General features: G+C 56.9%; 19 protein-coding genes, 2 tRNA genes and 3 rRNA genes. 15 read left to right on the top strand and 9 right to left on the bottom strand.

Going from position 1 to position 26,916, the window contains the following annotated elements; translation table 11 throughout:
* Window positions 1-24 precede the first annotated feature (24 nt).
* The 9 genes from AB4Y89_RS21840 (at window position 25) to AB4Y89_RS21800 (ending at window position 9,410) form a co-directional block, all read left to right on the top strand.
* Window positions 25-1,524: ribosomal RNA gene (locus tag AB4Y89_RS21840) — 16S ribosomal RNA — on the top strand.
* 246 nt (window positions 1,525-1,770) lie between these two features.
* A tRNA-Ile gene (locus AB4Y89_RS21835) sits at window positions 1,771-1,847 on the top strand.
* Between the two features lie 45 nt (window positions 1,848-1,892).
* Window positions 1,893-1,968, top strand: a tRNA-Ala gene (locus tag AB4Y89_RS21830).
* 392 nt (window positions 1,969-2,360) lie between these two features.
* Window positions 2,361-5,295 (top strand): 23S ribosomal RNA (locus tag AB4Y89_RS21825).
* A 122-nt stretch (window positions 5,296-5,417) separates the two neighbouring features.
* Window positions 5,418-5,534 (top strand): 5S ribosomal RNA (gene rrf, locus AB4Y89_RS21820).
* The 16S, 23S and 5S rRNA genes sit together here with 2 tRNA genes alongside, the layout of an rRNA operon.
* Window positions 5,535-5,710: 176 nt before the next feature.
* Window positions 5,711-6,709 (top strand): NAD-dependent epimerase/dehydratase family protein, encoded by a 999-nt coding sequence (locus AB4Y89_RS21815; protein WP_442303057.1) that lies wholly within the window; start codon window positions 5,711-5,713, stop codon window positions 6,707-6,709.
* A gap of 433 nt (window positions 6,710-7,142) precedes the next feature.
* Complete coding sequence (gene pyrH, locus AB4Y89_RS21810; RefSeq protein ID WP_442303056.1) at window positions 7,143-7,847, top strand: UMP kinase; 705 nt, start codon at window positions 7,143-7,145, stop codon at window positions 7,845-7,847.
* Between the two features lie 4 nt (window positions 7,848-7,851).
* Window positions 7,852-8,235, top strand: a complete 384-nt coding sequence (locus AB4Y89_RS21805) for a hypothetical protein (protein ID WP_442303055.1) — start codon at window positions 7,852-7,854, stop codon at window positions 8,233-8,235.
* Between the two features lie 20 nt (window positions 8,236-8,255).
* Window positions 8,256-9,410, top strand: a complete 1,155-nt coding sequence (locus AB4Y89_RS21800; protein WP_442303069.1) for an acyltransferase family protein — start codon at window positions 8,256-8,258, stop codon at window positions 9,408-9,410.
* A 474-nt stretch (window positions 9,411-9,884) separates the two neighbouring features.
* Here the strand turns inward: AB4Y89_RS21800 and AB4Y89_RS21795 are convergent, their stop codons facing one another.
* The 5 genes from AB4Y89_RS21795 to acpS all read right to left on the bottom strand — a co-directional run bounded on the left by AB4Y89_RS21795 (window position 9,885) and on the right by acpS (window position 17,057).
* A complete protein-coding gene (locus AB4Y89_RS21795; RefSeq protein ID WP_442303054.1) occupies window positions 9,885-11,105 on the bottom strand; it encodes a lactonase family protein in 1,221 nt (406 codons plus the stop codon).
* Between the two features lie 95 nt (window positions 11,106-11,200).
* The gene (locus tag AB4Y89_RS21790; protein WP_442303053.1) at window positions 11,201-12,499 is read right to left on the bottom strand and encodes a lactonase family protein; all 1,299 of its coding nucleotides are present in this window, start codon (window positions 12,497-12,499) and stop codon (window positions 11,201-11,203) included.
* 181 nt (window positions 12,500-12,680) lie between these two features.
* A complete protein-coding gene (locus tag AB4Y89_RS21785; RefSeq protein WP_442303052.1) occupies window positions 12,681-14,726 on the bottom strand; it encodes a M13 family metallopeptidase in 2,046 nt (681 codons plus the stop codon).
* Between the two features lie 748 nt (window positions 14,727-15,474).
* On the bottom strand, window positions 15,475-16,560 hold the full coding sequence (locus AB4Y89_RS21780) for an MlaD family protein (RefSeq protein WP_442303051.1): 1,086 nt from the start codon (window positions 16,558-16,560) through the stop codon (window positions 15,475-15,477).
* Between the two features lie 110 nt (window positions 16,561-16,670).
* A complete protein-coding gene (gene acpS / locus AB4Y89_RS21775) occupies window positions 16,671-17,057 on the bottom strand; it encodes a holo-ACP synthase (RefSeq protein ID WP_442303050.1) in 387 nt (128 codons plus the stop codon).
* 106 nt (window positions 17,058-17,163) lie between these two features.
* On the opposite strand from acpS, the gene AB4Y89_RS21770 reads away from it, so the two are divergent.
* Window positions 17,164-17,520 (top strand): hypothetical protein, encoded by a 357-nt coding sequence (locus AB4Y89_RS21770; RefSeq protein WP_263415337.1) that lies wholly within the window; start codon window positions 17,164-17,166, stop codon window positions 17,518-17,520.
* A gap of 53 nt (window positions 17,521-17,573) precedes the next feature.
* Window positions 17,574-18,326 carry an ABC transporter ATP-binding protein gene (locus AB4Y89_RS21765; RefSeq protein ID WP_442303049.1) on the top strand — a complete coding sequence of 251 codons (753 nt, stop codon included), beginning with the start codon at window positions 17,574-17,576 and terminating at the stop codon, window positions 18,324-18,326.
* Between the two features lie 92 nt (window positions 18,327-18,418).
* Here AB4Y89_RS21765 and AB4Y89_RS21760 read toward each other — a convergent pair whose 3' ends face one another.
* From AB4Y89_RS21760 to AB4Y89_RS21750, 3 genes are all read right to left on the bottom strand, one after another.
* Window positions 18,419-19,333, bottom strand: a complete 915-nt coding sequence (locus tag AB4Y89_RS21760) for a bestrophin family protein (protein ID WP_442303048.1) — start codon at window positions 19,331-19,333, stop codon at window positions 18,419-18,421.
* Complete coding sequence (locus AB4Y89_RS21755) at window positions 19,330-19,959, bottom strand: carbonic anhydrase (RefSeq protein ID WP_442303047.1); 630 nt, start codon at window positions 19,957-19,959, stop codon at window positions 19,330-19,332. The genes AB4Y89_RS21760 and AB4Y89_RS21755 overlap by 4 nt, the downstream gene beginning before the upstream one ends.
* A 348-nt stretch (window positions 19,960-20,307) precedes the next feature.
* Window positions 20,308-20,460 (bottom strand): hypothetical protein, encoded by a 153-nt coding sequence (locus tag AB4Y89_RS21750; protein ID WP_442303046.1) that lies wholly within the window; start codon window positions 20,458-20,460, stop codon window positions 20,308-20,310.
* A 120-nt stretch (window positions 20,461-20,580) separates the two neighbouring features.
* Here AB4Y89_RS21750 and ndk point away from each other — a divergent pair, with 120 nt between their 5' ends.
* The 3 genes from ndk (at window position 20,581) to AB4Y89_RS21735 (ending at window position 23,278) form a co-directional block, all read left to right on the top strand.
* Window positions 20,581-20,997, top strand: a complete 417-nt coding sequence (gene ndk / locus AB4Y89_RS21745; protein ID WP_147650104.1) for a nucleoside-diphosphate kinase — start codon at window positions 20,581-20,583, stop codon at window positions 20,995-20,997.
* 305 nt (window positions 20,998-21,302) lie between these two features.
* Window positions 21,303-22,355, top strand: coding sequence for a hypothetical protein (locus AB4Y89_RS21740; RefSeq protein ID WP_442303045.1), 1,053 nt, complete (start codon window positions 21,303-21,305; stop codon window positions 22,353-22,355).
* A 299-nt stretch (window positions 22,356-22,654) separates the two neighbouring features.
* Complete coding sequence (locus AB4Y89_RS21735) at window positions 22,655-23,278, top strand: TetR/AcrR family transcriptional regulator (protein ID WP_442303044.1); 624 nt, start codon at window positions 22,655-22,657, stop codon at window positions 23,276-23,278.
* Window positions 23,279-23,756: 478 nt separating this feature from the next.
* Here AB4Y89_RS21735 and AB4Y89_RS21730 read toward each other — a convergent pair whose 3' ends face one another.
* Window positions 23,757-24,977, bottom strand: coding sequence for an SGNH/GDSL hydrolase family protein (locus tag AB4Y89_RS21730; protein WP_442303043.1), 1,221 nt, complete (start codon window positions 24,975-24,977; stop codon window positions 23,757-23,759).
* A gap of 33 nt (window positions 24,978-25,010) precedes the next feature.
* Between AB4Y89_RS21730 and AB4Y89_RS21725 the strand changes: the two genes are divergently transcribed.
* Window positions 25,011-25,940, top strand: coding sequence for a type I phosphomannose isomerase catalytic subunit (locus tag AB4Y89_RS21725; RefSeq protein WP_442303042.1), 930 nt, complete (start codon window positions 25,011-25,013; stop codon window positions 25,938-25,940).
* Window positions 25,941-26,916: the final 976 nt, after the last annotated feature.

Genomic DNA, 26,916 nt, shown 5'->3' with positions numbered 1-26,916 from the left:
CGTCCTGTGGACTGCCAACAGGTTTCAAACGAGAGTTTGATCCTGGCTCAGAATCAACGCTGGCGGCGTGCCTAACACATGCAAGTCGCACGAGAAAGGGTAGCAATACCTGAGTAAAGTGGCGTACGGGTGAGTAACACGTGACTAACCTACCTCCGAGTGGGGAATAACTTCGGGAAACCGAGGCTAATACCGCATAACACTTACGAGTCAAAGCAGTAATGCGCTTGGAGAGGGGGTCGCGGCAGATTAGCTAGTTGGCGGGGTAATGGCCCACCAAGGCGATGATCTGTATCCGGCCTGAGAGGGCGCACGGACACACTGGAACTGAAACACGGTCCAGACTCCTACGGGAGGCAGCAGTGGGGAATTTTGCGCAATGGGGGAAACCCTGACGCAGCAACGCCGCGTGGAGGATGAAGTCTCTTGGGACGTAAACTCCTTTCGATCGGGACGATTATGACGGTACCGGAAGAAGAAGCCCCGGCTAACTTCGTGCCAGCAGCCGCGGTAATACGAGGGGGGCAAGCGTTGTTCGGAATTATTGGGCGTAAAGGGCGCGTAGGCGGTTTGGCAAGTCTAGTGTGAAATCTTCGGGCTCAACTCGAAGTCTGCACTGGAAACTGCCGGGCTTGAGTATGGGAGAGGTGAGTGGAATTTCCGGTGTAGCGGTGAAATGCGTAGATATCGGAAGGAACACCTGTGGCGAAAGCGGCTCACTGGACCATAACTGACGCTGAGGCGCGAAAGCTAGGGGAGCAAACAGGATTAGATACCCTGGTAGTCCTAGCCCTAAACGATGATTGCTTGGTGTGTCGGGTACCCAATCCCGTCGTGCCGAAGCTAACGCGATAAGCAATCCGCCTGGGGAGTACGGTCGCAAGGCTGAAACTCAAAGGAATTGACGGGGGCCCGCACAAGCGGTGGAGCATGTGGTTTAATTCGACGCAACGCGAAGAACCTTACCTGGGCTCGAAATGTAGAGGAATCCGGTAGAAACATCGGCGCCTAGCAATAGGCCTCTATATAGGTGCTGCATGGCTGTCGTCAGCTCGTGTCGTGAGATGTTGGGTTAAGTCCCGCAACGAGCGCAACCCTTATCTCCAGTTGCTACCATTTAGTTGAGCACTCTGGCGAAACCGCCTCGGATAACGGGGAGGAAGGTGGGGATGACGTCAAGTCCTCATGGCCTTTATGTCCAGGGCTACACACGTGCTACAATGGCCGGTACAAACCGTCGCGAACCCGTGAGGGGGAGCCAATCGGATAAAGCCGGCCTCAGTTCGGATTGAAGTCTGCAACTCGACTTCATGAAGCTGGAATCGCTAGTAATCGCAGATCAGAACGCTGCGGTGAATACGTTCCCGGGCCTTGTACACACCGCCCGTCACATCACGAAAGTGGGTTGCACTAGAAGTCGGTGAGCTAACCGCAAGGGAGCAGCCGCCCAAGGTGTAATTCATGATTGGGGTGAAGTCGTAACAAGGTAGCCGTAGGAGAACCTGCGGCTGGATCACCTCCTTTCTAAAAGAGAAACGTCATGGCACATAAACGCGCTCCGCGGAATGCGGACGATCTTCGGATCGAGCGGTTATGGTGACCATGTCAACCATCGCCTGACTTACCTGCAGGAGTGATGGAATTCTGAATCAAGCCTTCTTTTGGCTTGCTTGTCATCGATATCGATGGTCAGGACTGGCTTAGCTGGTCCGCACGTTCAACTGTGTCCTCGAAAAACTTTTCGAGAGAGCTTCTGGAAGCTCTACCAAAGGGCCTGTAGCTCAGTTGGCTAGAGCGCACCCCTGATAAGGGTGAGGTCGGTAGTTCGAATCTACCCAGGCCCACCATTCTCAGGTAGAAAGCAGCCAGGCTCGGCAATATGGTTTGTCCATGGGGCTGTAGCTCAGCTGGGAGAGCACCTGCTTTGCAAGCAGGGGGTCAGCGGTTCGATCCCGCTCAGCTCCACCAACACTCTCGATGTGGTTTGACGATCCCGCTAAGTGCGGTATACTGAAAAACGTTGCCTCTAACCGAGGTTGAAGTCCTGACTGGTAAGTCAGAGCTTGAACCTTGAGTAGAAGCAACACTCAAGCCGGCCAAGGTCGGTGAGCAGCAATAAGGTTGCTCGAGTGATGTTTGACAACTGAATAGATTGGGTAAATTAAATAACTACAAGGCTGAGCTGTCAGCGGTAAGGGTTGTTTCCTTATGCGGCTGACAATAATCAGTGTTGAGTGTCTTTAGAATAATTCAGCTAGGCGATAGCGATCAGGTAGTTTCTGAGAGCGAGTCGCGCTAGCGAAGGCGGACAACAACATAGAGTTGGACGCTCGCACATTCTGTGTGTGAGTAAATTCTATGGTCAAGCTACTAAGGGCGCACGGTGGATGCCTTGGCAGAAACAGGCGATGAAGGACGTGGCAAGCTGCGATAAGCTTCGGGGAGCCGCACACAGGCGTTATATCCGGAGATTTCCGAATGGGGAAACCCAGCTGGGCAAAACCCAGTTATATCCCGCTGAATTCATAGGCGGAGATAAGCGAACGGAGGGAAGTGAACCATCTCAGTACCTCCAGGAGAAGAAAGAAACCTCGATTCCGATAGTAGTGGCGAGCGAAATCGGAACAGCCCAAACCCGTCGCATTAAGGTGCAACGGGGGTTGTAGGGCCTGCAACAGTAGAGTTACCAATCTGGCTTATAGTCGAATCCTCTGGAAAGTGGATCCATAGAGCGTGACAGGCGCGTAGACGAAATGAGTCCAGACTCGAAGCAGGTACCTGAGTAAGGCGGGGCACGTGAAACCCTGCTTGAATCCACGGAGACCATTCCGTAAGGCTAAATACTCGTTTCTGACCGATAGTGAACCAGTACCGTGAGGGAAAGGCGAAAAGCACCCCAGTGAGGGGAGTGAAAAGTACCTGAAACCGTGTGCCTACAAGCAGTGGGAGGACTATGCCCGTAAGGGAATGTCTGACCGCGTGCCTATTGCATAATGAGCCGGCTAGTTATTCTTGTCAGCAAGGTTAAGCGTGAGCGAGCCGCAGCGAAAGCGAGTCTGAATAGGGCGATTAAGTTGGCAGGAATAGACGCGAAGCGGGATGATCTACCCTTGGCCAGGTTGAAGATGGGGTAACACCCATTGGAGGACCGAACCGGTGTTTGTTGAAAAAAGCTCGGATGAGCTGAGGGTAGGGGTGAAAGGCTAATCAAATTCCGTGATAGCTCGTTCTCTCCGAAATAGCTTTAGGGCTAGCCTCGGATGATTTGCGTTGGTGGTAGAGACATGATTGGACTAGGGGGCTTTCCGGCTTACCGAATCCAGCCAAACTTCGAATGCCAATGACAACCAGTCCGGGAGTCAGACTGTGGGGGCTAAGCTTCACAGTCGAGAGGAAAACAGTCCAGACCGCCTGCTAAGGTCCCCAAATTACAGTTAAGTGGGAAAGGAAGTCGGAACGCTCAGACAGCCAGGAGGTTGGCTTAGAAGCAGCCATCCTTTAAAGAAAGCGTAATAGCTCACTGGTCAAGCGGTCCGGTGCCGACAATACAACGGGGCTAAAACTGTATACCGAAGCAGCGGATGCACACTTTGTGTGCGTGGTAGGAGAGCATTCTCACAGCGATGAAGTCAGACTGAGAAGACTGATGGAGCGTTGAGAAGAGACCCTGCCGGCATAAGTAGCGATAATCAACGTGAGAACCGTTGACGCCGAAAGTCTAAGGTTTCCTGAGGAAGGTTAATCCGCTCAGGGTTAGGCGGTCCCTAAGCTGAGGCCGAGAGGCGTAAGCGATGGACATCCGGTTAATATTCCGGACCTCCCAATATCTCGTTATTACGATGGGGTGACGCAGAAGGATAAGCAGGTCGTCATATGGCTATGGCGGTCGATGTGCGTAAGCTGGATCTGATAGGCAAATCCGTCAGGTCTTAACAGTGAGGCACAAAGCAAGCCCGCATGGGTGTAAGCTGCTGATTCCACGCTGCCAAGAAAAACCTCTAAGGAGAGAGATTGGGAACCGTACCCCAAACCGACACAGGTAGACGAGGAGAATATCCAAAGGCGCTCGAGTGAAGGCTTGTTAAGGAACTCGGCAAATTAGACCCGTAACTTCGGGAGAAGGGTCGCCCACCTCTGGTGGGCCGCAGTGAAACGCGTACGGCGACTGTTTAACAAAAACACAGGTCTCTGCAAAGTCTAAAACGACGTATAGGGGCTGACTCCTGCCCGGTGCTGGAAGGTTAAAGGGAGAGGTTAGAGGTAACTCGAAGCTTTGAACTGAAGCCCCAGTGAACGGCGGCCGTAACTATAACGGTCCTAAGGTAGCGAAATTCCTTGTCGGGTAAGTTCCGACCTGCACGAATGGAGTAACGATCGTACGACTGTCTTAACGAGTTGCTCGGCGAACTTGTAGTACCGGTGAAGATGCCGGTTACCCGCAGCTAGACGAAAAGACCCCGTGCACCTTTACTATACTTTTACAGTGGGTTACGGCAATTGCTGCGCAGGATAGGTGGGAGGCTTTGATTCCGGGATTTCGGTCTCGGAGGAGCCAACGGTGAGATACCACCCTGCGATTGTTGTGATCCTAACCTACTCCCGTGATCCGGGAGAGGGACACTGTAAGACGGGTAGTTTGACTGGGGCGGTCGCCTCCTAAATTGTAACGGAGGCGCGCGAAGCTACACTCAGGTCGTTTGGAAATCGACCGTCGAGTGCAAAGGCATAAGTGTGGTTAACTGCGAGACCTACAAGTCGAGCAGATGCGAAAGCAGGCCTTAGTGATCCGGTGGTTCTGTATGGAAGGGCCATCGCTCAACGGATAAAAGGTACGCCGGGGATAACAGGCTGATCATTGCCAAGAGTTCATATCGACGCAATGGTTTGGCACCTCGATGTCGGCTCATCGCATCCTGGAGCTGTAGAAGGTTCCAAGGGTTAGGCTGTTCGCCTATTAAAGCGGTACGTGAGCTGGGTTCAGAACGTCGCGAGACAGTTCGGTCTCTATCTGCTGTGGGCGTAGGAGATTTGAGGGGGCCTGTCCTTAGTACGAGAGGACCGGGATGGACGAACCTCTTGTGTTCCAGTTGTCTTGCCAAAGGCACGGCTGGGTAGCGAAGTTCGGTTATGATAACCGCTGAATGCATATAAGCGGGAAGCATGCCTCAAGATGAGATCTCCCAACCCAAAAGGGAAATGAAGGGCCCAGGAAGACCACCTGGTTGATAGGCTGGAGGTTGAAGCACAGTAATGTGTGTAGCTTACCAGTACTAATCGCCCGTTCGGCTTGTCCATAGAATTTACTCTGCACAGAGTAGTTGTTGTCAGAGATATTCAACACAAGCCCTGTAGTTATCAAAAGTAGCAAACTCAATCTATTCAGTTGTGAAGTATCGCGCGAGCGACTTCGACAATTTGCCGGTGAGCATATCGCAAGGGTCACACCCGTTCCCATCCCGAACACGGAAGTTAAGCCTTGTCGAGCCGATGGTACTGCACGGGAAACTGTGTGGGAGATTAGGTCATCGCCGGCATATTCTTGAAAATGCCCACTCTTCGGAGTGGGCATTTTGCTTTTAACCTCAACTCTTTCCTTTAACACGACGGTGATTACTTTCGTTCCGGCCCCGCACCGGTTTCCGCTATGATGAGATTAAGAGCGCGTGCATCCGCAGCAAAGATTGCTAACCTTTCCAACCAAGGGGACAGAATGTCACAAAAGAAAGTGCTTGTCGGCGGCGCCGGCGGGTTTATCGGCGGCCACCTGGTTCGCAGACTGAAGTCTGAAGGCTATTGGGTTCGGGGCGTGGATATCAAAAGGCACGAGTTCACCGAGTCCTCGGCAGACGAGTTCATCCAGGCCGACCTGCGCGATCCGCAGGTGGTCAAGGCCGTTGTCGACGGTATCGAAGATGTCTATCAGCTTGCAGCCGACATGGGCGGCGCCGGTTACATCTTCACCGGCGAGCACGATGCCAATGTGATGCATAACTCAGCGACTATCAACCTGAACATGGTCGAGTATGGCCGCGAGGCTGGTGTGAAGCGTTTCTTCTACTCCTCCTCCGCCTGCATCTACCCGGCCTACAACCAGGAAGATCCTGATAATCCGAAGTGCTCGGAAGACTCCGCCTATCCCGCGGCTCCTGACTCGGAGTACGGATGGGAGAAGCTCTTCTCGGAGCGCTTGTACCTCTCCTACATGCGCAACTACGGTCTGCACATTCGTGTGGCCCGCTTCCATAACATCTTCGGGCCTGAAGGCACCTGGCGCGGTGGCCGCGAGAAGTCGCCTGCCGCAATGTGCCGTAAGGTAGCTACGACTCCCGAGGGTGGCGCGATCGAAGTGTGGGGAGACGGCAAGCAGACCCGCTCGTTCCTCTACGTCGATGAGTGCGTTGAGGCAATTCGCCGCATGATGGAAGGCCCGTTCGAGGGACCGCTGAATATCGGTTCAGAAGAGATGGTGAGCATCAACCAGCTCGCGAAGCTTGTGATGGACATCGCCGGGAAGCCGCTGGCGATCAAGAATGTCCCCGGTCCCCTCGGCGYCCGTGGACGTAACTCCGACAATCACCTGATCCGCGAGAAGCTGCAGTGGGAACCCAGCCAGCCGCTGCGTATTGGTCTGGAGAAGACCTACGCCTGGATCGCAGATCAGGTCAAGAAGGTTCAGGCCGAAGAGGGCGAGCTCGCCGCCAAGGCATAAACCGGATTTTCAGCCCAGAGAAACGCCACGGAGAATCCGTGGCGTTTTTCTTTTCGCAACGAAGGGGATTGCGAATCAACGTGCGGGGGTGCTTCGACGGCGCGTTGGTAAGAGAAGACGGTTGACCGCTTCGACGGGAAACGATTCCGGTTTGAAGCCGCCGCCAATCCAGTCGCTGAGTTGTCATGTCAGGATGGTTGGGGTGGGTACTTTTGTTTGCCATTTCGGAGCGCAGCGGAGAAATCTGCTTTTCCAAGGCAACGCCCTCAGCGGCTAAAAGCCGCTCCCTTTCAGCACTTGATACGACACGGCTGAAGCCGTGTCCTTAAGCAAGACATTCGCGCGATGCGCGAACGAGATGAGTGCGTCCAAATCCAAGGGAACTCCACAACAGCCATGGAGGGCGATTCCGGTATGCGATACTCAGAGGAGCATGTTTAAACGCGTTCTCCTCAAGGTGAGTGGGGAAGCCCTGGCGGCTGGCCGTGGCTTCGGAATTGACGCAATTTTCATTCACAAGGTAGCGGAAGAGATCGCCCAGGTAGCTCGGAGTGGCGCCCAGGTAGCGATCGTGGTGGGCGGTGGAAACTTCTTCCGCGGCGTCGCCGAGCAGGCCATCGATATGGACCGCGTTGCAGCGGACCATATGGGAATGCTCTCGACGGTGATCAACGCCATTGCGCTGCAGGACGCGATTGAGAAGCAGGGAATAGCGACTCGAGTGATGTCTGCGATCGCGATGCATGAGGTTGCCGAGCCATACATTCGCCGCCGCGCCATCCGTCACCTGGAGAAGGGACGTGTCGTGATCTTTGGCGCCGGCACCGGCAATCCGTACTTCTCTACGGATACGGCAGCGGCGTTGCGCGCCATGGAGATCAAGGCAGATGTCCTGCTGAAGGCGACCTCCGTGGACGGCATCTATACGGCCGACCCCAAGAAGGTTCCCGATGCGGTGAAGTTCCAGACCATTACCTACATGGAGATCCTGAAGCTGGGTTTGAAGGTGATGGATGCGACCGCCGTATCATTGTGCAAAGACAACAGTATGCCGATGATCATCTTTTCCATGCGTGAGGAAGGCAACATCATGCGCGTGGTAAAGGGTGAGACCCTCGGATCGATGGTGACAGCTTAGAGTTATGCCCCCAGCGCTACGCAGCGTGATGAGCGTGATGGTGGGCTTTCTGGCGCTCAATATCGTACTGTCCCTGGAAGGCAGCCTGGTGCGGCTCGTCTTCGCCGGAAAGGCGGAGACCTCCGGCTACCTGGTCGCCAATATTGCCGTCCGGCTGATTGCGGCGATGGTCGGCGGATTTGTCGCCGGGATCATCGCGCCATATAAACCGATCCTGCACGCGGGTGTGATTGCCGCAATTCTATTTGGATTCAGCGTCAATGCCTTCTTCAAGCTGCAGGGGGGGCCACAGCCGGTCTGGTATCTGCTGACGCTTACCCTCGCCACGCCGGCGGCCGTAATAGTCGGCGCTGCGCTGGATTTCCCGGAACTCCAGCGGCAGAAATGACGTCTTAACCAACATTGGCTGTGACTGAAACCATCTCTACCCCCGCCGCCGCGGCAACCCCGGCTGCTCCGCGTACCACCCGCAAACCTGCGCTTCCTGCGTTGACGGGAGTACGTACGTTTCTGGCGGCGAACATCATGCTCTTCCACTTCACGCCGCCGCACATTGAGTGGATCACCCCGATCGTGGGGCATGGCTTTGTCTTCGTCGGGTTCTTCCTGCTGATCTCCGGTTTCATCCTGAGCTACAACTACGGCGACCGCATCGGCACCCTCAAGGTGAAGGATTTCTATCTTGCCCGCGTCGCGCGGCTGTATCCCGTCTACCTGATCTCGCTGGTGATTTCGATCCCGGTACTGATGGAAGAGTTCCATGTTCGCACCCGGGGAGAGTTCTTCCGGGGCGCCATTATGACGCCGCTCCTGCTGCAGGGATGGAGTCCATGGCTTGCCACGTTCTGGAATACCGTGGCCTGGACGCTTTCGACCGAGGCATTTCTCTACGTCATCTTCCCGTTTGTCATGCGGTGGCGCTGGCCGGAGAGGGCAAGGAACCTGGTCACTCTCGGTTTTGGCATCTGGATCCTCGGTCTTATTCCGCACGGTATTTACATGCTGGCGAATCCGGATGGTCTGCCTCATCTTGACCGTTACTCGTACGGCTACTACCTGCGCGGACTGAAGTTCACGCCGCTACCGTATGTCTGCACGTTTCTTGTCGGTATTGTCCTGGGCCGCCTGCACGGAGTGCGCGAGATGACCGAGAAGGTTCGTGCTGTTCTGGCATTTGCCGCGGTAGCCGGCATCCTGGGCTTTCTATATCTCGCCGCCGATCACACGCCTTACATCCTGATGCATGGTGGGCTGCTGACGCCTCTGTTCGCGATGCTGATCCTGGGCGTGAGCGGAAGGAATCCCGTTGCTTCGTTCTTCGGCTGGAAGCCGTTTGTGATGATCGGTGAAGCGACGCTCTGCATCTACCTGCTGCACTTCAACGGCCTGCAGATGATGCGCGATTACCACCTCGCGGAGAAGCTGCACTACACAGCTATCGACCCGTGGGCATCGTATGTACTGCTGTGGGCGTTCTCCTATCTGCTGTATGTCTTTTATGAGAATCCGGCACGTAAGTGGGTGCTGGCGACGTTCGGGGCGAAGAAGACGGCGGCTGCGTAGGGTGTTGGGTTTGGGCGACGGGAGCCGCACGTCAAAGTCCGCGACGGATTGACCATCGATCAAAGCGCTGAAGGCGGGGTCCCCAACGAACAAGTTCGTTGGAGTGGAAAGGCGCGTTCTATACCAGCCTGGGGCAACGCCCCAGGAGACGAATAGCGAAGTGGTGTGAGGGCTGAAGGCCCGATCCATAATCCCCAATCGTCGTAATGCTACAAACTCCCGCCTTCCTCACGAGATACGGAATTGCATCCGATGAACGATACGCCTGATTGAAGATCCTTATATAGAGCGGGCCTTCAGCCCTTTAACCACTTGTGGGTGCCTAAACCTGGGGCGTTGCCCCAGGCTGATATAGAGCGCGCCTTCAGCGCTTCTTACCTATCGGGGATAGCTGCGATTCCCCAAGCTCTTATCCCAATGCAAAAGCAAAGGCCCCGCACTTGGCGGGGCCTTTGTGTATGACTTATTTCGTTCTTACGGGTTCACTGTCTGTGTGGCATGCGCGCCGTTGGCGACAGCGACCGCTGCGCTCGGGCGGCTGGAGGTTGCGAACGGAGTGTTCTGAATGCTCTTCAGGCTGCCGTTATGCGAGTCCAGTTGCAGGCCGCTGGTGGTGTTGTCGAGGAAGTTCGCCGTGAACATGTACTTGCCCAGAGCCGGCTCGACGGTGATGCTCTGGGGGCCGGTGCCAACCGAGGTGGAGCTGGAGGCTGCCGATCCGGTCAGAGCGCCGGTCGCCTGGTCGATGACGAAGGCCGAGACGTTATTGGCGCTGTAGTTGGCGACGTACAGATAGAAACCGCGAGGATCGACCGTGGCCGCCAGAGGACGCAGGCCCGTGGACCAGGGGCTGGAGGAGATCAGGGCCGGTATGCCGGTGGAACCCAGCGTATAGCCGATCACCTGGCTGGAGTCACGATCCGTCACGTACAGGAAGCGGGAGCGCGGATCTTCCACCACGGCGCTTGCCGTCACACCGGAGTAGTAGCCGGAGGTGAAGGAGGTAGCGGTGCCGGCGCCCAGTGTCGTGCCGGCGAGTGTCGTAAGTGCTCCGTTTGCGTCGTGCGAGAAGCCGAGCAGATTCTTGCTGCCCGCATTGGAGTCCTGCTCTACGACGTAGACGAAGTTGTTATACGTGCTGCTCACAACACCGACCGGGTTGAAACCGATCTTGACGGTCAGCGAGGGCTGCGCCGTGAGCGAACCATCCGTATCCGAAGCGATCTTGAAGACCGAGATGCTGCCCGGGCCAACGCTGGCCGGCGAGAAGCCGCTCTGGTAGGTGTTCAGGACATAGACGAACTTGTTGTCGGGCGTAACGCTCAACGCCACCGGATAGGTTCCGCCGACAGCGTCATAGGAGTTCTGTCCGTAGAGCTTACCGTCTGTACCAACCGCGTACTCCACGATCTTGGAGTCGTCACGGTGTACGACATAGACGAACTTACCGTTCGACGTAGCGCTGATGGCGACCGGGTTGCGGAAGCCGGTGTCGACCGGCGAGGTCGCCATCTGCACCAGAGCGCCGACCTGATAGTCGACCTCGTAGGCATTGATGAGGCCCGTGCTTGATCCGGAAGAGGCAACGTAAAGGAACGCGACGACGTAGTCGCGGCTGCAGGCGGTGATGCCCAGGCCCATGCCTAGAGATACGACAGTGGCCAGCGCGTTGCGGCCGAACTTACTCCACTTCATGCGTTTTCCCATCTTCCGGGAGCCGTTGGAGCTCCCGTCCTGCCCTTCCTGAAATTGCGTGCTGTAAGAAGAAATATTCTGCATGGCCAGATCGATTACCTCACGTTGCCGCTAGCGACGAGGCAGGTCGGATTACCAACGGTCGGGAACGTCGAACCGCGGGTAAGACCTGACAACTGGCCTGTGTTCTGGTTGATGATAAAGCCCGAAACCGTGGAGTCGTTACGGTTCGACGTGTACACATACTGGTTCGACGGATCCTGCAGCATGCAGACCGGACCAGAGCCTACCGGATACGGGTTGCTGGTATCGGCCAGGCGGGCCAGACGGCCCTGCGTGTCGATGGTGAAGGCCGAGATGGTGCTGGAGACGTTCTGCACGTTCGAGGTGCCCTGGTTCAGGACGTAGAGGAACTTGCCCTTGTTATCGACCAGCGTCCAGACCGGCGTGGTTGCCGGCGACAGGTTGGCGAAGGGGCTGCCGGTGACCGGCTGCAAGGCTCCGCTGCTGACCGTGTAGGCATAGATCTGGTTATTGGTGACGTCGGTCAGGTAGACGTAGGTGCCGTTGCTGGTAATGGAGGAGATGTTCGTACCGGCGGCGGCGAGCTGCGTCGTGCTGTTGGCAACCAGGGTGAGCTGACCGTTCGTGCTGTTCTGCTGGTAGGTGGTGATGCTGGGACCAATTGACGTCGAGTCGCCGGCGTTCAGCGTGAAGAGGTAACCCGAGGAGAAGAACTTCATCATCGTCGGATTCTTGCCGACCGGGAAGTAGGTAAGCTGCTGGCCATTGCAGGCGCTTGTCGTGCACTTCGTCTGCTGGTTCTGTATCAGGGTAAGACGGCCCGTGTCGGCGGCAATGCTGAATACCGTGATAGCGCCTACCGGATTCGCATTCGTCGAGCTGACCACATACTGGCTGCTGTCGTTCTGGTTGGAGAGAGCATCGAGGACGTAGAGGTAGTTTCCAGACGAATCCATCTGCGCCCAGATGGGGTTCGTTCCCTGGCTCGACTGGCTGAGCTGATAGCTCAGTACGCCGTCTCCTCCAACGGAATAGATCGAGATGGTACCGGCTGTACCCGAGTTGGGCACCGGCGCGCCATACTTGTCGTAGGTCGGGGCAACGCCCTTATTCACGACGTAGACCCAACGTCCACCGGGGCGAACCACGATGGAGACCGGATTGGTACCACCGGAGCTAAACGGGGCGTGCACGACCTTCGTCAGGTTTCCGGTGAAGTTATCGATCTTGAAACCGTCAACCTGGTTATACTGCGTGCCCAGAACCCACATAAAACCTACGGTGCCACCGCCGCAGGCGGTCATACCGCTGATCAGTGCCAGTGACACTACACAAGCCAGCGTTAGCCGGCCAGACAGACTCAACTTCATGCGCTTCCTTTTACCTCAAGAGCCTACCGGCGGAGTGTGCTGCCGTTCAGGCCGTCCAATCTGTGGGTTCTTTTCCTCGCTCCATTGTAAAAGGGTGAGGAGACTTTGTGCCACCGGGAGTGGCTCGTTTGACGGAAAGAAAAAGCCCGGCGTTAGCCGGGCTTTTGTTGTTTCAGGCAAGCTACCAGACGCGACAGGCATTGACTGGCACCATGGGCTGACCCTTTCTGCACCCGAATGCCTTTCCGAATTCCTCAAAGTTCTGGACGCTGCCGTTGACGCGCCACTGGCCGCTGGAGTGCGGGTCGGTCTTTGCCCGCAGGCGAGCAGTCGCTTCGCGGGTGTTTTCACACCATACCTGGGCAAAACCGATGAAGTAACGCTGCTGGGGCGTGTAGCCGTCGACCTGCTTTGACCCCGCATCGCTGCCCTGCTGCGCCAGAACGCTCATCAGCGCGGCATACGCAATCCGCAGGCCGCCGTTGTCAGCCGTGTTCTCGCCCAGCGTCAGTTTGCCGTTCAGGTTCTGTCCGGAAGCGACCTCGAAGCCGTCATACTCTTTGACCTCGCAGTCGGTGCGGGCCTCGAATTTCTTGCGATCTTCATCGGTCCACCAGGAACGCACATTGCCCTGTGCATCGAACTGGCTGCCTTGGTCGTCGAAGCCGTGCGTCATCTCGTGACCGATCACGACGCCGATTCCGCCGAAGTTCACGGCCGGATCGATCTTCGCGTCGAAGAACGGCGGCTGCAGGATGCCGGCAGGGAAGTTGATGTCGTTCTGCGCCGGGTTGTAGTAGGCGTTGACCGTCGGCGGCGTCATTAGCCATTCACGCTCGTCGACGGGCTTACCGATCTTGTCCAGATCGCGGCGATCGGTAAACGCCGCCGAACGGGCGAGGTTGCCGATCAGATCGTTCCGTTTGGTCTCCAGCTTCGAATAGTCGCGCCAGTTCTCGGGATAGCCGATCTTGCGGCGGAAGGCGTCGAGCTTCTTTTGCGCCTCGACCTTGGTCGTGTCGCTCATCCAGTCCAGACCCTTGATGTCGTCTCCGAGAGACTTGTCCAGCGCATCGACCAGCTTCTCCATGCTGTCTTTGGAGGAGGGCGGGAAGTACTGCTTCACCCAGTCCTGTCCGACAGCTTCTCCAAGCGCGCGGTCGGTCATCGAGGTGCAGCGCTTCCAGCGCGGTGTCTGTTCCTTCTGACCGGTAAGGGTCGCGCCGAAGAAGTTGAAGTTCTCCGCCGCGATGGACTCGTCAAGATTGGCGGCATAGCGGTGCAGCACATGCCAGCGCATGTAGCTCTTCAGCGCGGCGAGCTTCTCGGCGGAGAGCTGCATGTTCATGGACTTGAAGAAGTCCGGCGTCGCCACATTCAGGCTCGGGAGCACCGACTCCTTCTTGGCGGCCAGGTAGACCTTCCAGTCGAAGCCCGGGGTCAGATCCTGGAGCTGCGCGATGGTCATGATGTGGTAAACGTTGTTCGGATTGCGGCGATCGACGCGTGACATGGAGCCCTGCGCCAACTCCGTCTCTACCGCAAGCACGGCCTTTGCTTCGGTGGCGGCCTGCTCGGGCGTGTCGCCGATGAGCGCGAACATCTTCTTCATGTGCTCCAGGTACTGCTCCCGGATCTTGGTCATGCGCTCATCGTTCTGCAGATAGTAGTCGCGGTCCGGCAGCCCGAGACCGGCCTGGTCAACTTCGCCGATGACCTTTGAGGCGTCTTTCTGGTCCTGATCGGAGCCGAAACCGAAGAAGAAGCCCTGCGCGTACTTGTCCTCCATCATGCCCACGAAAGTGGCGAACTTCTTCGGGTCGTTGAAGGCGGCAATGGCCTTGAACTGGGCGTCGAGAGGGGTATAGCCGAGCTTATCGGCCAGCGGCTTGTCCATGCAGGCCGCGAAGAAATCGCCATACTTCTTTGCGAGCGGCGTCTTCGGAGAGTCGGCTGCAGCTTTCAACTGCTGATAGAGCAAATAATTGTTGCGCTCTGCTAGCTCGTTGAAGCGGCCCCAGCGAGTCTGGTCGGCCGGAATGGGATTGTTCTTCTTCCAGTTACCGCAGGCGTACTGATAGAAGTCCGTGCATGGATCGGCCGTCTTGTCGATTCCGGAAAGATCGAAGCTGACAGGTTGTTTAGGCTCAGCGGTGGGGGCAGAAACCTGCGCGATAGCCGGCAGGCTGCCAAGCAGCAGCGCCGGCGCCAGAAGGGAAAGACGCATGGGGACTCCTCTAGAAAAACTGGTTCCTAGAGAATACGCCTGAGTGGTGGCGCGGGTTCCGGGGAAAAGCGAAGGAAGACAGCTACGCGAATGCAGTGGACCGACGTTCCGATGTGGGAGATGGGTGGGAGCCGAAGGCGTCAACCATTGGTTTACAAACGTCCTAAGAAAATGGGCTTTGAGCCTGCTGATAAAGCGCTGAAGGCGCGTTCTATACCAGCCTGGGGCAACGCCCCAGGTCTGTTGACCATTGAACGACAAAGGGCTGAAGGCCCGCTCTATAACTCTGCAGTAAAGGCAGATTCGCGCGAGAGCATTTCTCCTGTAGGTGTAGTGCAGGGTCTCTGCATTTATGGGCGTTTTCCTCACTGAAAACGCCGCTGCACGCTCCTCCCAGGCTACCCATCAACAGGGAAAATGCCCTAATGCGCGACGGGTGGGAGCCGTGAACTTTAGTCCACGGTTACGGTCCAAAGAAGTGGGGCTTTCCTTTTCAGATGGGCTTCTTCAGCCATTTGGCATGAGGATTATAGATCGGGCCTTCAGCCCTCAGACCTCTTAACTATTCGAAACCTGGGGCGTTGCCCCAGGCTGGTATAGAACGCGCCTTCAGCGCTTATAAAGCCTGCCCGAATGCCCGCTGAACACCCCCCAGCCAGCAAAGGTGGCCAGGAACCCCGCTGCTCCCACGGATTCGAGCGAGGCCCGAATATTCCACGCATTCAGAATGTCCGCAAGCAGATGCCTTTTAGAACACCCGCAAGTGGATGGTCAGGTACTTCTTCGGGTCGCTGCGGATGGTATTGACCAGGCTGTTGGAGCTGGTCAGCAGGGTGTTCAGGTTGTTATACATCGCGTCATCCTTCACGAACTTGCCTGCCGTTCCCTTGCCTTCATCGATGCCGGTGATCAGGTCATCCAGTCGGGTTACGGTGTTATTCAGCTTGGTCGCAAAGGCGGGGTCTTTCAGCAGGAGTCCCAGACCGCCCTTACCCGCGTCCGCTTCAGCGAGGATGGAGTTCGCGTGCGCCAGGGTGGAGTTCAGGTTGTTGTACAGAGCATCGTCTTTCAGCAGCTTGCCTGCGCTACCCTTGCCGGCGTCGAGCTCTGAAGCGATGTGGTCGATCTTTGCCGTAGTGGAGTTGAGGCGGTTGTACACCTCGTCATCCTTCAGCAGCTTGCCGATCGAACCCTGTCCGTTGTTCAGGTTCTCCGACAGACGCTGCAGCTCGGCGACGGTCTTGTTCGCCCTGACATAGAGCGAGTCGTCATAGATGAGCTGGCCGATAGCGCCTTTACCGCTGGCGATGGTATCGACGATGCGGTCGAGCTTGGCAAGAATGACGTTCAGGCTCTCGATCGTGCCCTGGCTGGATTTGACGACATCCTGCAGGTTAGGCGTATCGAGGGTCTTCAGGATATCTCCGTCCTGCAACAGCGGTCCGGTTGCAACCTGGCTGTTGAGATCGATGACTGTGTCGCCGAGAACGCCGACGGTGGAGAGCGCGGCAGTGGTGTCCTTGTGCAGCAGGGACTGGTACTTGGCGTCGAGCCTCAGGCTGGCTTCCACAGGCATGAGCTTGCGTGCGAGATCGTCCACGACCCGCACTCCGGTCACATTCCCGATGGTTACGCCCTGCAAGGTTACCGGCGCCCCGACCTTCAGACCGGCGGAGTTATCGAAGTAGACGCGTACCATGAGCTTTTTGGAGAAGAGGCTGGCACCCTGGGAACTGGTGAGCAGGAAGATGAGGACGATCAACAGCGTGAGCGAGATCAAAACAATCACGCCGACTTTTAACTGCGACCAACGCACTTCCTGGGTGCTGGGCATATCTCTCCTTTAATAACGACGCGTCTTTCTAGTGCTTCAGGAAGCATTAGACCATGCGGGGATCAGGGTTCCTTTTATGCGATGCCACTCAGGTGCTAAAGGTTTCAAAATCAGCAACCTGGACCTTCCACGATAACCGTGGCAAGCGCCATCCCGCGGGTGTGCGTCAGTGAAAGATGGGCTGCGGCGATTCCCATAGCGGCAGCGCGCTCGGCGGCCCGGCCTGTGAAATGGATCGTGGGCCGCTCGCCCGGTTGCCGGCGGACCTCGATCTCCTGCCAACTGATGCCGCGGCTGATTCCCGTGCCCAGAGCCTTTGCTGCCGCTTCTTTGGCCGCAAAACGGGCAGCAAAGCTCTCTTCCGAGGCTTTTTTGCGGAGGCAGTAGGCGATTTCGCCTGAAGTGAAGATCCGGTGAAGGAAGCGGTCACCAAATCGGGCGATGCTGTCCCGTATTCGGTCAATCTCTGTCATATCCGTGCCAATTCCCAGAATCACCCTTCCATTGTGACATCGGGTAACCAAGAGTAACTATTTCATCCTCCGGTGGTGTGATGACTTCTCCATGGAGGCCGATGAACCGGCAAGAGGTTAATTGCTTTCCATGCGAGCGATTCATAGCTACACATACGAAGACCAGGGGCGTTTGGTGGTGAACCTGGCGCGCGCAATTCGAAAGAGCGGCGGCCAGCTGTTGCGGGAAGAACCATTGAGCGAACATGCCTTTGGTATGGAGCTGGAACTGCCGTTGAATTGCATCATTGACCTGTACGGCGAACTAGTGCGTTCAGGCTTGGAGTTTTCACGCTCTGGACAGTCAGCGCTCGCCGAACTGTGCACGGTGCAGCGCCATGTCCGTCCCCGGCAGGCTCGTGACCTGGTACACCTCCGTCTCGAGGTAAGCCTGCTGCAAGGCATCAGCCTGGAATCGCTGCTTGCTACCAGCGGTCCTGCTGCCTGACACCACAGGCCGGGGTGTGCCATTCAACTCCCGGCGCTGACGGCAGGAGTTGGATGGCACACCCTGGAGCCTGTACACTGACCGAGGTGCCGCCCATCATTCAAGCGCAGAACCTCGGCAAAACGTACCGCTCTGGCAAACTGGAAGTCCCGGCTCTTCGGAATGTGAACTTCTCAGTAGAGCGGGGTGAGTTCGTTGCCATCGTGGGACCTTCCGGATCCGGAAAAAGCACGTTGTTCTATCTGCTGGGGGGATTGACGCAGGCGACGCATGGCTCCATCAAGATTGATGGAGTCGACTTCGCCCAGCTTTCCGACTCAGAGCGCACCAGGCTTCGGCGGTCACATATCGGGTTTATCTTTCAGCGGTTCAACCTGCTGCCGACACTCTCCGCGCTCGGCAACATCGAACTGGCCTACGAGATCTCGGGAGTGAAAGCCCCGATGGATCGTCATCTGCTCGATCATCTCTCGGAGATGCTGAATATCAAGGGGCGCCTTGAGCATCGTCCGAATGAACTCTCGGGCGGCGAACAACAGCGTGTTGCCATTGCTCGTGCTCTGATCACGCGGCCCTCCATCGTGCTGGCCGATGAGCCGACCGGCAATCTGGACACGAAGAACTCCGATGCCGTGCTGGCTATGCTGCGCCAGTCGTCGAAGGAGATGAACCAGACCGTGATGATGATTACCCACAATCCTGAAGCTGCCCAGATCGCCGACCGGGTGATCACGGTGCGCGATGGTGAAGTGGTGGCAATCGATCTTGGCCACAGCTCAATGGATATTGTGCATAACGCCTATTAGTTGAATTGTTGAATAGTTGAATGGTGTTTAGGACTATTCAACAATTCAACCATTCAACCATTCAACTATTCAACCAATGAACTGCTTCTGCTTTACCAAAGCACCCCGTCGATCGGCCGTTCCAGGGCTGGGATCTCTTTTTCGGCCAGCATCTGACGGAGGTTCACCTCGATGGTGCGGCAGATGGCTGTGAGCGGGATGTCGAAGATGCTGTTGTTGAAGGGGTCTTCGAGATCGGTTCCGATCTGGTTCAGCGCCAGGAAAATGAGGCCCACACCGGTGGAGCCGAGGGGTGTCCACCAACCCAGGTTCCCCACCATGGCGAGGGGCAGCAACAAACAATAGAGATGCACGAAGATCCGCGGGAAGTAGTCGTACTGGCGCGGCATGGGCGTGTTCTTGATGCGCTCTGATCCGCCCTGGGCATCGCACAGGCGGCTGAGCGTGTCGTCCATGTTGGCCCACTGGCGCTCGTTGATCCAGCCATTTTCATAGGCCTCGGTGACCAGCAGGCCGATGCGCTTCTGAATCTCGAGCGCGACATTCTTCTCGTTCTTCAGCAGCATGATCTCTTCCTGGGGAAGAATGTCCTTCAACTCCCACCACGGTTCCAGACCACGCAGTTGCTGACGCAGACAGTTGACCCATGCGATCTGCAGCAGCACAATGCGCTGCTGCAGATACTGCACGTTCTGTACATCCTCTTCAGTCGTGGGGCGCATGGCGGTAACAGCCTGCCGTGCGAGCGTGCGGGAGTTGTTCACAATCGCGCCCCAGAGCGTCCGCGCCTCCCACCATCGTCCATAGGAGGAGTTGTTGCGGAAGCCGACGATCACGCCGATGGCTGAGCCGAGCAGGCTAAGGGGGATCGCCGGTTGCGCGATCCAACGCAGATGCAGGACCTTGAAGGCCACCACCACAATGACATCGAAGCCGAAGAGCAGCGCCAGAGGCAGGCCGACGTACTTCGCCATCTGGCGCAGCGGTGGATGATTGATCGTGATCAAGCGCCGGCTCCCACCGTCGATTCAAACTTGTTCTTCTGGTCGTTGTAGATACGGACGTCGCCTTTGGCAATGTCATAGACCCAGCCGCCGACCGTCAGTTCGCCGCGCGCCATGGCGCCGGCTACCGAGGGATGGGTCTTTGCGTGGGTCATCTGCATCAGTACGTTCTGTTCCGTGAGGTTGAAGAGCATGTCGGGTCCCGCAGCAATCTCGCGGGTTACGCTCAGCGCCGCTTCGGCATTGCGCAGCCAACGGCGAACGGTCGGCATCTTTTCGGTCGAATCCGGTTTGAGCAGGGCCTTCATGGCGCCGCAATCGGAGTGGCCGCAGATAACCAGGTGCTTCACCTTCAGCGCCGAAACCGCATACTCAATCACAGAGGAGACGCCGCCAATCATCTCGCCATAAGGAGGCACAAGATTGCCGATATTGCGTGTGACAAAGATCTCGCCCGGTCCTGACTGCGTGATCAGCTCCGGATCGATACGCGAGTCCGCGCAGGTAATGATGAGCGTATGCGGCTCCTGCGGCTTGCTGACGGCTTCCAGATAAGCCTCGCGACGCTCAGGGTAGATCTCGGTCTGAAAACGGTGGATGCCTTGCTTCAGATGCTCGCGGACGTCCATGAACACTCCTTGGAAAATTAGGGTCTCTTTGGGCTTCGATCATCTTAGCTGATGGGTGCGGTTCCGCACTGTGACACAATGCGATGCCGGGTGCCCCATATCTGCGAAGCAGATGTGGGAGTATGGGTCCCCAGCGAACTTGTTCGCTGGGGTGATTTATCGAGCGAAGCTCGATCTGTTTTTGTTTTAGCGGATAATCTCCACCGTTATCGGAAAACGATTCGCGCACAGCGCGAATGCCCACATCTGCTTCGCAGATATGGGGCACCCGGATCTCTCTGCCTCAAGATTGGTGACCATCCATCGCAGGTCGGGGCGACATCGCGATGGGTGGGGAACAGGAGATCCCTATGGAGTGCGCTTGCGGTAGTAGGTGCCTGCCGCAAAGAAGGTGGCGGAGAGCAGAAGGCTGACCAGGGCGTGCAGCCGCGAGCCGCTGTAGATCGCCAGCCAGGCGTTCCCCAGCCATACTGCGCAACCGATATACCAGATGCTCACCATCCACGGCCTCATAGTAGTGAGACGCAGGTGCAGTGCGCCGCGTTTTCGGACCTTGTTTTACACTTGATTAGGACTATTTCCAAGAAAAATCGCACATTTGCGAGGGAGCCCGAGCAGTTCATGTCACAGCGCACGTTCAGCATCATCAAGCCCGACGCCGTCCGTAAGGGGTACGCAGGCGCCATCCTGGCCGAAATCGAGAAGGCCGGGTTCAAGATTGTTTCCATCAAGAAGATTTCCATTTCGAAGACACAGGCCGAGGGCTTCTACTACGTCCACAAGGAGCGCCCGTTCTTCGGCTCTCTGACTGACTTCATGAGCTCTGGCTCCATCATCCCGATGGTGCTGGAAAAGGACAACGCGATCGCCGACCTGCGCAAGCTGATGGGAGCCACCAACCCGGCAAATGCCGAAGAGGGCACCATCCGCAAGAAGTTCGCCGGTTCGATCGAAGAAAACGCGATCCACGGATCGGATGCAGAAGAGACGGCCGCTTTCGAGATCGGCTACTTCTTCGCCGGTCTCGAACTCGTCTAGAGCATTTTCCCTGTAGGTGTCTTGTAGGGCTTCGGCATTTATGGGCGTTTTCCGCAATGAAAACGCCGCACACCCCTTTCGGGATACCCAGCGACAGGGAAAATGCGCTCTAAACGGATTCTTTAGAAGGACCTGCCAGAAAAGGGGCGCTCCCGGAAGGGAAGCGCCCCTTTTGGCGCTTGAGTAAAAGTTTTCGGATTCCCCGATTACGGATTGACATTCGGTGCGTATTAAAAAATACCTACTAGTAGGTATTTTCTTTGAATGAGGTATTTCCCCTTATGTTCTGGCGCTCCGGAGCTTCTTTGTTTGTCCTGATACAGGCAATTCTTTTTCTTCCGCATCAGGCCTTCGCGTCTGCTGCCATTCAGCCGCAACGGCCTGTTATATCGTCCCCTAAGCCATCGTCCGAAGACTCATGGACGATCTCACACGCACTGCACGCATACGGTCTGCCCGAGGTGAAGGCGAAACAGAAGGGAACGCTCGTCCTGGACAGCCAGAACATCACCTTTACCGGCAAGGTTGTCTATCGCATTCCGCGCGCTTCGGTGATTGCCATCAGCGATGGCTCGGAACGTGTGGAGATGTGGGGCATAAAGGGGCGCCTGTTGCGGATGGCGATTCCCAATGGCGGCGGGCTGGCGGCCGCCGGATTCATGCATCACAAAGAAAGCTCACTGACCGTCGAGTTCCGCGACTCACGCGGCGGATACCACGCGGCCGTCTTTGTCGTGCCGCCGGCCGACGCCACGCTGGCAATGGCCACCTTCGCTCCGCGCACAGACGACGCAGCATCCGCAACGGAGCCCGTGGACATCACCGCGCCTGTTGCCAATGTATGCGACGGCGCCTCTGTAAAGCCGGGCAGCGTTCTAGTTGCTGCTCCTGCCTGGGAGCAGGTGGAGGTGCCGGCGTCCTATCGCGCGCTTGTGTATGAACACCTGGTGGATCGTATGCGGCGCGTGCAGGGCGTAAGTCAGATCTATCGCGAAGGAGAACCGGGAGCGCAGCGCGGCTGCCCGCAATCGATGGTGCGCATCGCAATTGCCGGTTTCAGGCCGGGAAACCAGGTCAAACGGGCGATGATGGGCCCGGCAGGATTCTTCGCTGGGACAACGCAGATGACCTTTCATGTCACGATGAGCGATCAGGCAGGAGCGTGGCAGGTGAATGACGATGTGAAGGCAACCGTGCGCGGCGAGTCTGAGAGCAAGAACATTGCCGACAGCGTGGCCAAAAATATTGCCAAGCGCTATGCGGCGGAGCGCACGAAGTTCGAGAAGAGCCAGATCGTATTTAGCCCAGCCGGGAAAGCCGGTTCGCACACCCAGCTATCGGCGGCACAGCGCCGCTGAGCATTTTCCCTGTAGGTGTAGAGTAGGGTTTCTGCATCTATGGGCGTTTTCCGCAATGAAAACGCCGCTGTACGTCCTTCACGGGATACCCAGCAACAGGTGAAATGCTCTAACAGCAAGAGAGAATCGCCGCTTCTTCCAGGGAGGCCACCCTGGCGGCGAAGAACGGCTAGAGCATTTTCCCTGTGGGTGTAATGTAGGGATTCTGCATGTTATGGGCGTTTTCCGCAATGAAAACGCCACAGCACGCCCCTTCCGGGATAACCAGCAACAGGGAAAACGCTCTAGCATAGATGACGATGACGGCAGTTAAACCGAATAAACACGAACAAAGAACGAAAGAGACACGCGAGCTGCTACTACGCTCTGCCGAGACCATCTTTGCCCGCGACGGTTATGAGGCAGCTGATCTTTCAGAGATCGCAGCCTTGGCGGGGCGCACCAAGGGCGCGATCTACGCTCACTTCAAGAGTAAGGAAGATATCTTCCTTGCTTTGTGGGAACACCATGCGTTGCGCTATCGCACTCAGATGGAAGAGCGGCTCGCCCACTCCACCGGCGTTGAACAAAACCGCGAGACACTGCGACAGTTCTATCTCGGCTTATTGAAAGACCGAGTCTGGGGCCAACTCATGCTGGAGTTCAAGCTCTTCTCACTGCGTCATCCGGAGGCAAAAGAGAGACTGCGGCAGCGGCTGGCAAATCTGCATCCTGGCAGCCGTGAGCAGCAACTGTCCTCAATCCTGGGCTCGGCAGGAAGAAAGAAAGATGCGATCAGCAGAGCATCTGCCGTCATGATGATTCAGCCGATAGTCTCAGCGCTCATTGTCGAATCGAGCCTTGACCAGTCCTTTCTTACGGAAGAGATTCTGACGAAGGCTGTCGATCGAATCTTTGAGGCGTTACTGCCGCCGGGGGCGTAGTGCGATCCTCTTGAAACCGGGTGGGAGCCGAGGGCTTCAGCTCACGATTTATAAACCAACCACGGATGTGCGTTAAGCCCGCTAACAAAAGCGCTGAAGGCGCGCTCTATATCAGCCTGGGGCAACGCCCCAGGTCTCGGATAGTTAAAGAGTCTGAGGGCTGAAGGCCCGATCTATAATCCTCATGCCAAATGGCTGAAGGAGCCCTCTGGGAAAGGTAAACCGTGGACTAAAGTCCACCGCCGTTCGCGCATTGGCGCGAATCTGCCTTAGCTGCAGAGTTATAGAGCGGGCCTTCAGCCCTTTAACATCGTGTGGGCGTTGAGACCTGGGGCGTTGCCCCAGGCTGATATAGAGCGCGCCTTCAGCGCTTATAGTGCCTGCCCGGAAGCCCGTCGAACACCCAGCCAGCAAAGCTGACCGGGTAACCCCGTCGCAAGGCATTCACACCTTCAGTGCGAAACGGTTGTGCAAAGTACTACTGAAACATCCGCAGATCAATACCGTCGGCCATCATCTGGTACCCGGTATCACCGGGATGCAGATGATCGCCGCTGTCGGCCTTCTTCGAGAACTTCGAAGGCGCCGCCGAATCGCGGACGATCTTATCGAAGTCGATGACACCATCGAAGACCTTGCTGGTGCGGATCCATTCGTTGACCGTCTGGCGGTCTTTCTCGCCTTCGGCATTGAAATACGCTGCGCCTTCGTACGGCGTGAGCGTAGCTCCGTAAACCTTGATCTGTTTGGCGTGGGCGCGATCGACCAGCGTCTTCAGGCCGTCGATGATCTGCTGTGTCGTCACGGCCTCTTCGCCCGGCTGGGTGCCGGGGCGCGCGAAGTACGTACGGCCGATATCGTTGATGCTCTCCAGGATCACGAGGTACTTCACTCCTGGTGCGGAGAGAACGTCGCGGTCGAAGCGGTCGAGCGCTTTAGGACCTGCGGCGTCGTGCAGAATGCGATTTCCGCTGATGCCCTCATTGACGATGCTGAGGTATTGCGTCTTCTTATTCGTCGTTAACCGCGCCGCCAGAAGATCGGGCCAGCGGTGATTGCTGTTCAACGACATACGCGCGCCGTCGGTGATGGAATCGCCGAAGGTGACAATCGCGGCGGACCGCTTGCTGGTCGCGGGCACCAGGAGGTTCTTGAGGAAGATCCAGTTACGGATCTCCTTCGGCTCAGGAAGATCGACGACTGTGCCCTGGTCTCCAGGGACCAGATACGCGCTCTGGTTCGCCAGCGGATGCTCGGTCAAGATCGTAATCGTCTGGGCCGGTACCTGCAGGCTGATGGAGAGATCCGAGAAGATGGGCAGGTTGATCTTGATGCTGTCGCTGGTGACGAACTGGCCGGGTGCCATGGTGATGCTGGGCGAGCCGGAGAAGGTGACGGGATGCGCCGAGCCGTCGACGATGGTATCGCCGCTTGCGAAGAAGCCCACCGATGCTGCGGAGATGGTCAACGGCTCTGTGCCGAACTCATTGGTTAAGGAGAGACGCAACGTCTCACCGCCCTGGCTGATGTGAACCGTCTGACGGATCGTCATCGGAGCGGAGCCCAGCGCGGTTTCATTCTTCACGGAGACAGGAGAGGCCGCCCAGGTGCCGATCCAGCGGTCTTCAGCTTGTGCCACACCTGCGGTGCACCCAAGCGCCAAGGCAAGCAGCCAGAGGAGAGAGGTCTTGAAACTCATTGGCATAAACTATATCGAGTTTGCGTGAATCCTATGCCTTCCCTGAATCCATTCCGCTTGAAGCCGTCGCTTGTGGCCCGCATTTGGGGTCGTACCAACCTCACGCCGTGGTATGCAGATCGGCCCGCAGAAAAGATCGGCGAATCGTGGTTGACCGGTGAACAGTGCACCGTGGAGGGTGGTCCGTTTTCGGGCCAGACACTGCGCGAGCTCAGCGCTTCACATCCGGATGAGCTTTTGGGAGAGAGCAAAGCTCTCGGTGAGTTCCCATTACTGCTGAAGCTGCTGTTTCCCGATGACAAGCTCAGCGTGCAGGTGCATCCGAACGACGAGCAGGCCGCGAAGAGGAACAGCCAGGGAAAGACCGAATGTTGGTACGTTCTTGCCGCAGAGCCGGGAGCGGCCGTCGCTCTGGGCTTCAAGGATCCGAAGGTCTCTGTTGAGCAAGTGCGTGAGGCCATCGAACAGGAAAGGCTGGAAGACCTGTTGCACTTTGAGCCGGTGAGCGCCGGTGACCTGGTGTACGTGGATGCCAACACCGTTCACGCCATCTGGCCGGGAGTCACCTTGCTGGAGGTCCAGCAGACCTCAGACATTACCTATCGCTTGTATGACTACGGCCGTCCGCGTGAGCTTCATCTCGAAGAGGGACTGGCGGTGATGAAGGCAACGACGGCGGCGGGGAAGCGTGCTCCCGTTCGAAAAGACGGCTTCACTCGATTGGTCGAAGAGCGCTACTTCAGTGTCGATCGCGTTGAACTTGCTGCCGGAGCAACGCTGGATCTAGCGGCGCCCGGGAAGCCGCAGTGCCTGGTCCTGCTGTCAGGAGAAGCCACACTGACGTCTGAAGGCGGCGATACGCTTGAACTGACACCGGCTGCGGCGGTCGTCATACCCGCTGCCGCGAAGCAGGCCGTACTTAAGGCAGGCAGCGATTGCGTGGTTGTGCGCGCGATCGTCTAGCGAACCGGTTCCGTCGCGAACGACAATAGTACGTCTCGATAAATTCGGGCACCCATACACTGGGTGCCCCATCCATCGCATCGCGATGGGTGGGATATTCGGCCCCCGCGGACTGGTTTACTAGTGTGAACTATTCGAGCAAAGCTCGAACCGGTGGGAGCAGAGGCCTTGCTGGATGGGGTGTTCTGCGGGCTTTTAGCTCGCTTATAGTGCCTGCTCGGAGGCCCTCGCTTTTATGCCATCCAGCAATGCTGGTTGAAGCCCTCGGCTCCCACCCGGTTCGAGCTTTCATCCTCTCGATAAATGCCAATTGACACGTGCGTTTTTTCGCGCGTAGGATGCCGTCCGTTTCGTGGTATCGGCTGCATTGTGATTGTTTCGGCTTAAAAGGTGCAGAACCAGGCCTTGTGGCCGAAGGGCGTGCAGGCTGCGTTATCCGCATTTCAGAGCCAACATTGGCTCGCAGAGCGTTTCCGGGGACCTCCAGAACACCGTTTATCGCGTGTTCCGGAGGCTCCTGAGGAAACTGTATGGTAAACCCCAAGGTGCGCCGACAACGTTCGGCGCACCTCCTTTTTCACACTCCATGTAAATGCGGTATTGACACCCGATTTGCGGCATGCGTAGGATGCCGTTCGCCTCCGAAAAGAGGAGGTAAGCGGTTGTGAATTGATTCGTCTCAATGAGCGGTTCGCTCCGCTGGAATGGTTTTACGCGGCAGACAGCCGCATTTCGGAAGATGGGGGTGCCATGCAGCGATATCAAGTGAACCGGCTTCGTAGGTGTTCCAGGCGAAGTCCGCTCTCGTGGTGAGTGGCTGGCAGCGCCAAAAACACCAGGAAAAGTAAAAAGAAAAACGCTTCACAACGATTTTTTGGTTGTGATATAAGCCCGCAGTCAAAACGGACCGCAATTTTTCTGCAGCGAAGGAATCGGCTTTGTAAGTAAAGCCGGAAGAAGAATTCTCGATTCGGGG

The organism is Terriglobus sp. 2YAB30_2 (assembly GCF_052114765.1).
Classification (GTDB): domain Bacteria; phylum Acidobacteriota; class Terriglobia; order Terriglobales; family Acidobacteriaceae; genus Terriglobus.
Note: the sequence above shows the minus strand (reverse complement) of the source record. Positions and strands in the feature narration are given on the sequence as shown.

Bases quoted from the DNA above. Each gene is read 5' to 3' on its own strand.
- pyrH (WP_442303056.1), top strand. From the start codon at position 7,143: ATGTTTAAACGCGTTCTCCTCAAGGTGAGTGGGGAAGCCCTGGCGGCT.
- AB4Y89_RS21805 (WP_442303055.1), top strand. From the start codon at position 7,852: ATGCCCCCAGCGCTACGCAGCGTGATGAGCGTGATGGTGGGCTTTCTG.
- AB4Y89_RS21795 (WP_442303054.1), bottom strand. From the start codon at position 11,105: ATGAAGTGGAGTAAGTTCGGCCGCAACGCGCTGGCCACTGTCGTATCT.
- AB4Y89_RS21790 (WP_442303053.1), bottom strand. From the start codon at position 12,499: ATGAAGTTGAGTCTGTCTGGCCGGCTAACGCTGGCTTGTGTAGTGTCA.
- AB4Y89_RS21785 (WP_442303052.1), bottom strand. From the start codon at position 14,726: ATGCGTCTTTCCCTTCTGGCGCCGGCGCTGCTGCTTGGCAGCCTGCCG.
- AB4Y89_RS21780 (WP_442303051.1), bottom strand. From the start codon at position 16,560: ATGCCCAGCACCCAGGAAGTGCGTTGGTCGCAGTTAAAAGTCGGCGTG.
- AB4Y89_RS21770 (WP_263415337.1), top strand. From the start codon at position 17,164: ATGCGAGCGATTCATAGCTACACATACGAAGACCAGGGGCGTTTGGTG.
- AB4Y89_RS21765 (WP_442303049.1), top strand. From the start codon at position 17,574: ATGGCACACCCTGGAGCCTGTACACTGACCGAGGTGCCGCCCATCATT.
- AB4Y89_RS21755 (WP_442303047.1), bottom strand. From the start codon at position 19,959: ATGGACGTCCGCGAGCATCTGAAGCAAGGCATCCACCGTTTTCAGACC.
- AB4Y89_RS21750 (WP_442303046.1), bottom strand. From the start codon at position 20,460: ATGGTGAGCATCTGGTATATCGGTTGCGCAGTATGGCTGGGGAACGCC.
- ndk (WP_147650104.1), top strand. From the start codon at position 20,581: ATGTCACAGCGCACGTTCAGCATCATCAAGCCCGACGCCGTCCGTAAG.
- AB4Y89_RS21735 (WP_442303044.1), top strand. From the start codon at position 22,655: ATGACGGCAGTTAAACCGAATAAACACGAACAAAGAACGAAAGAGACA.
- AB4Y89_RS21730 (WP_442303043.1), bottom strand. From the start codon at position 24,977: ATGAGTTTCAAGACCTCTCTCCTCTGGCTGCTTGCCTTGGCGCTTGGG.
- AB4Y89_RS21725 (WP_442303042.1), top strand. From the start codon at position 25,011: ATGCCTTCCCTGAATCCATTCCGCTTGAAGCCGTCGCTTGTGGCCCGC.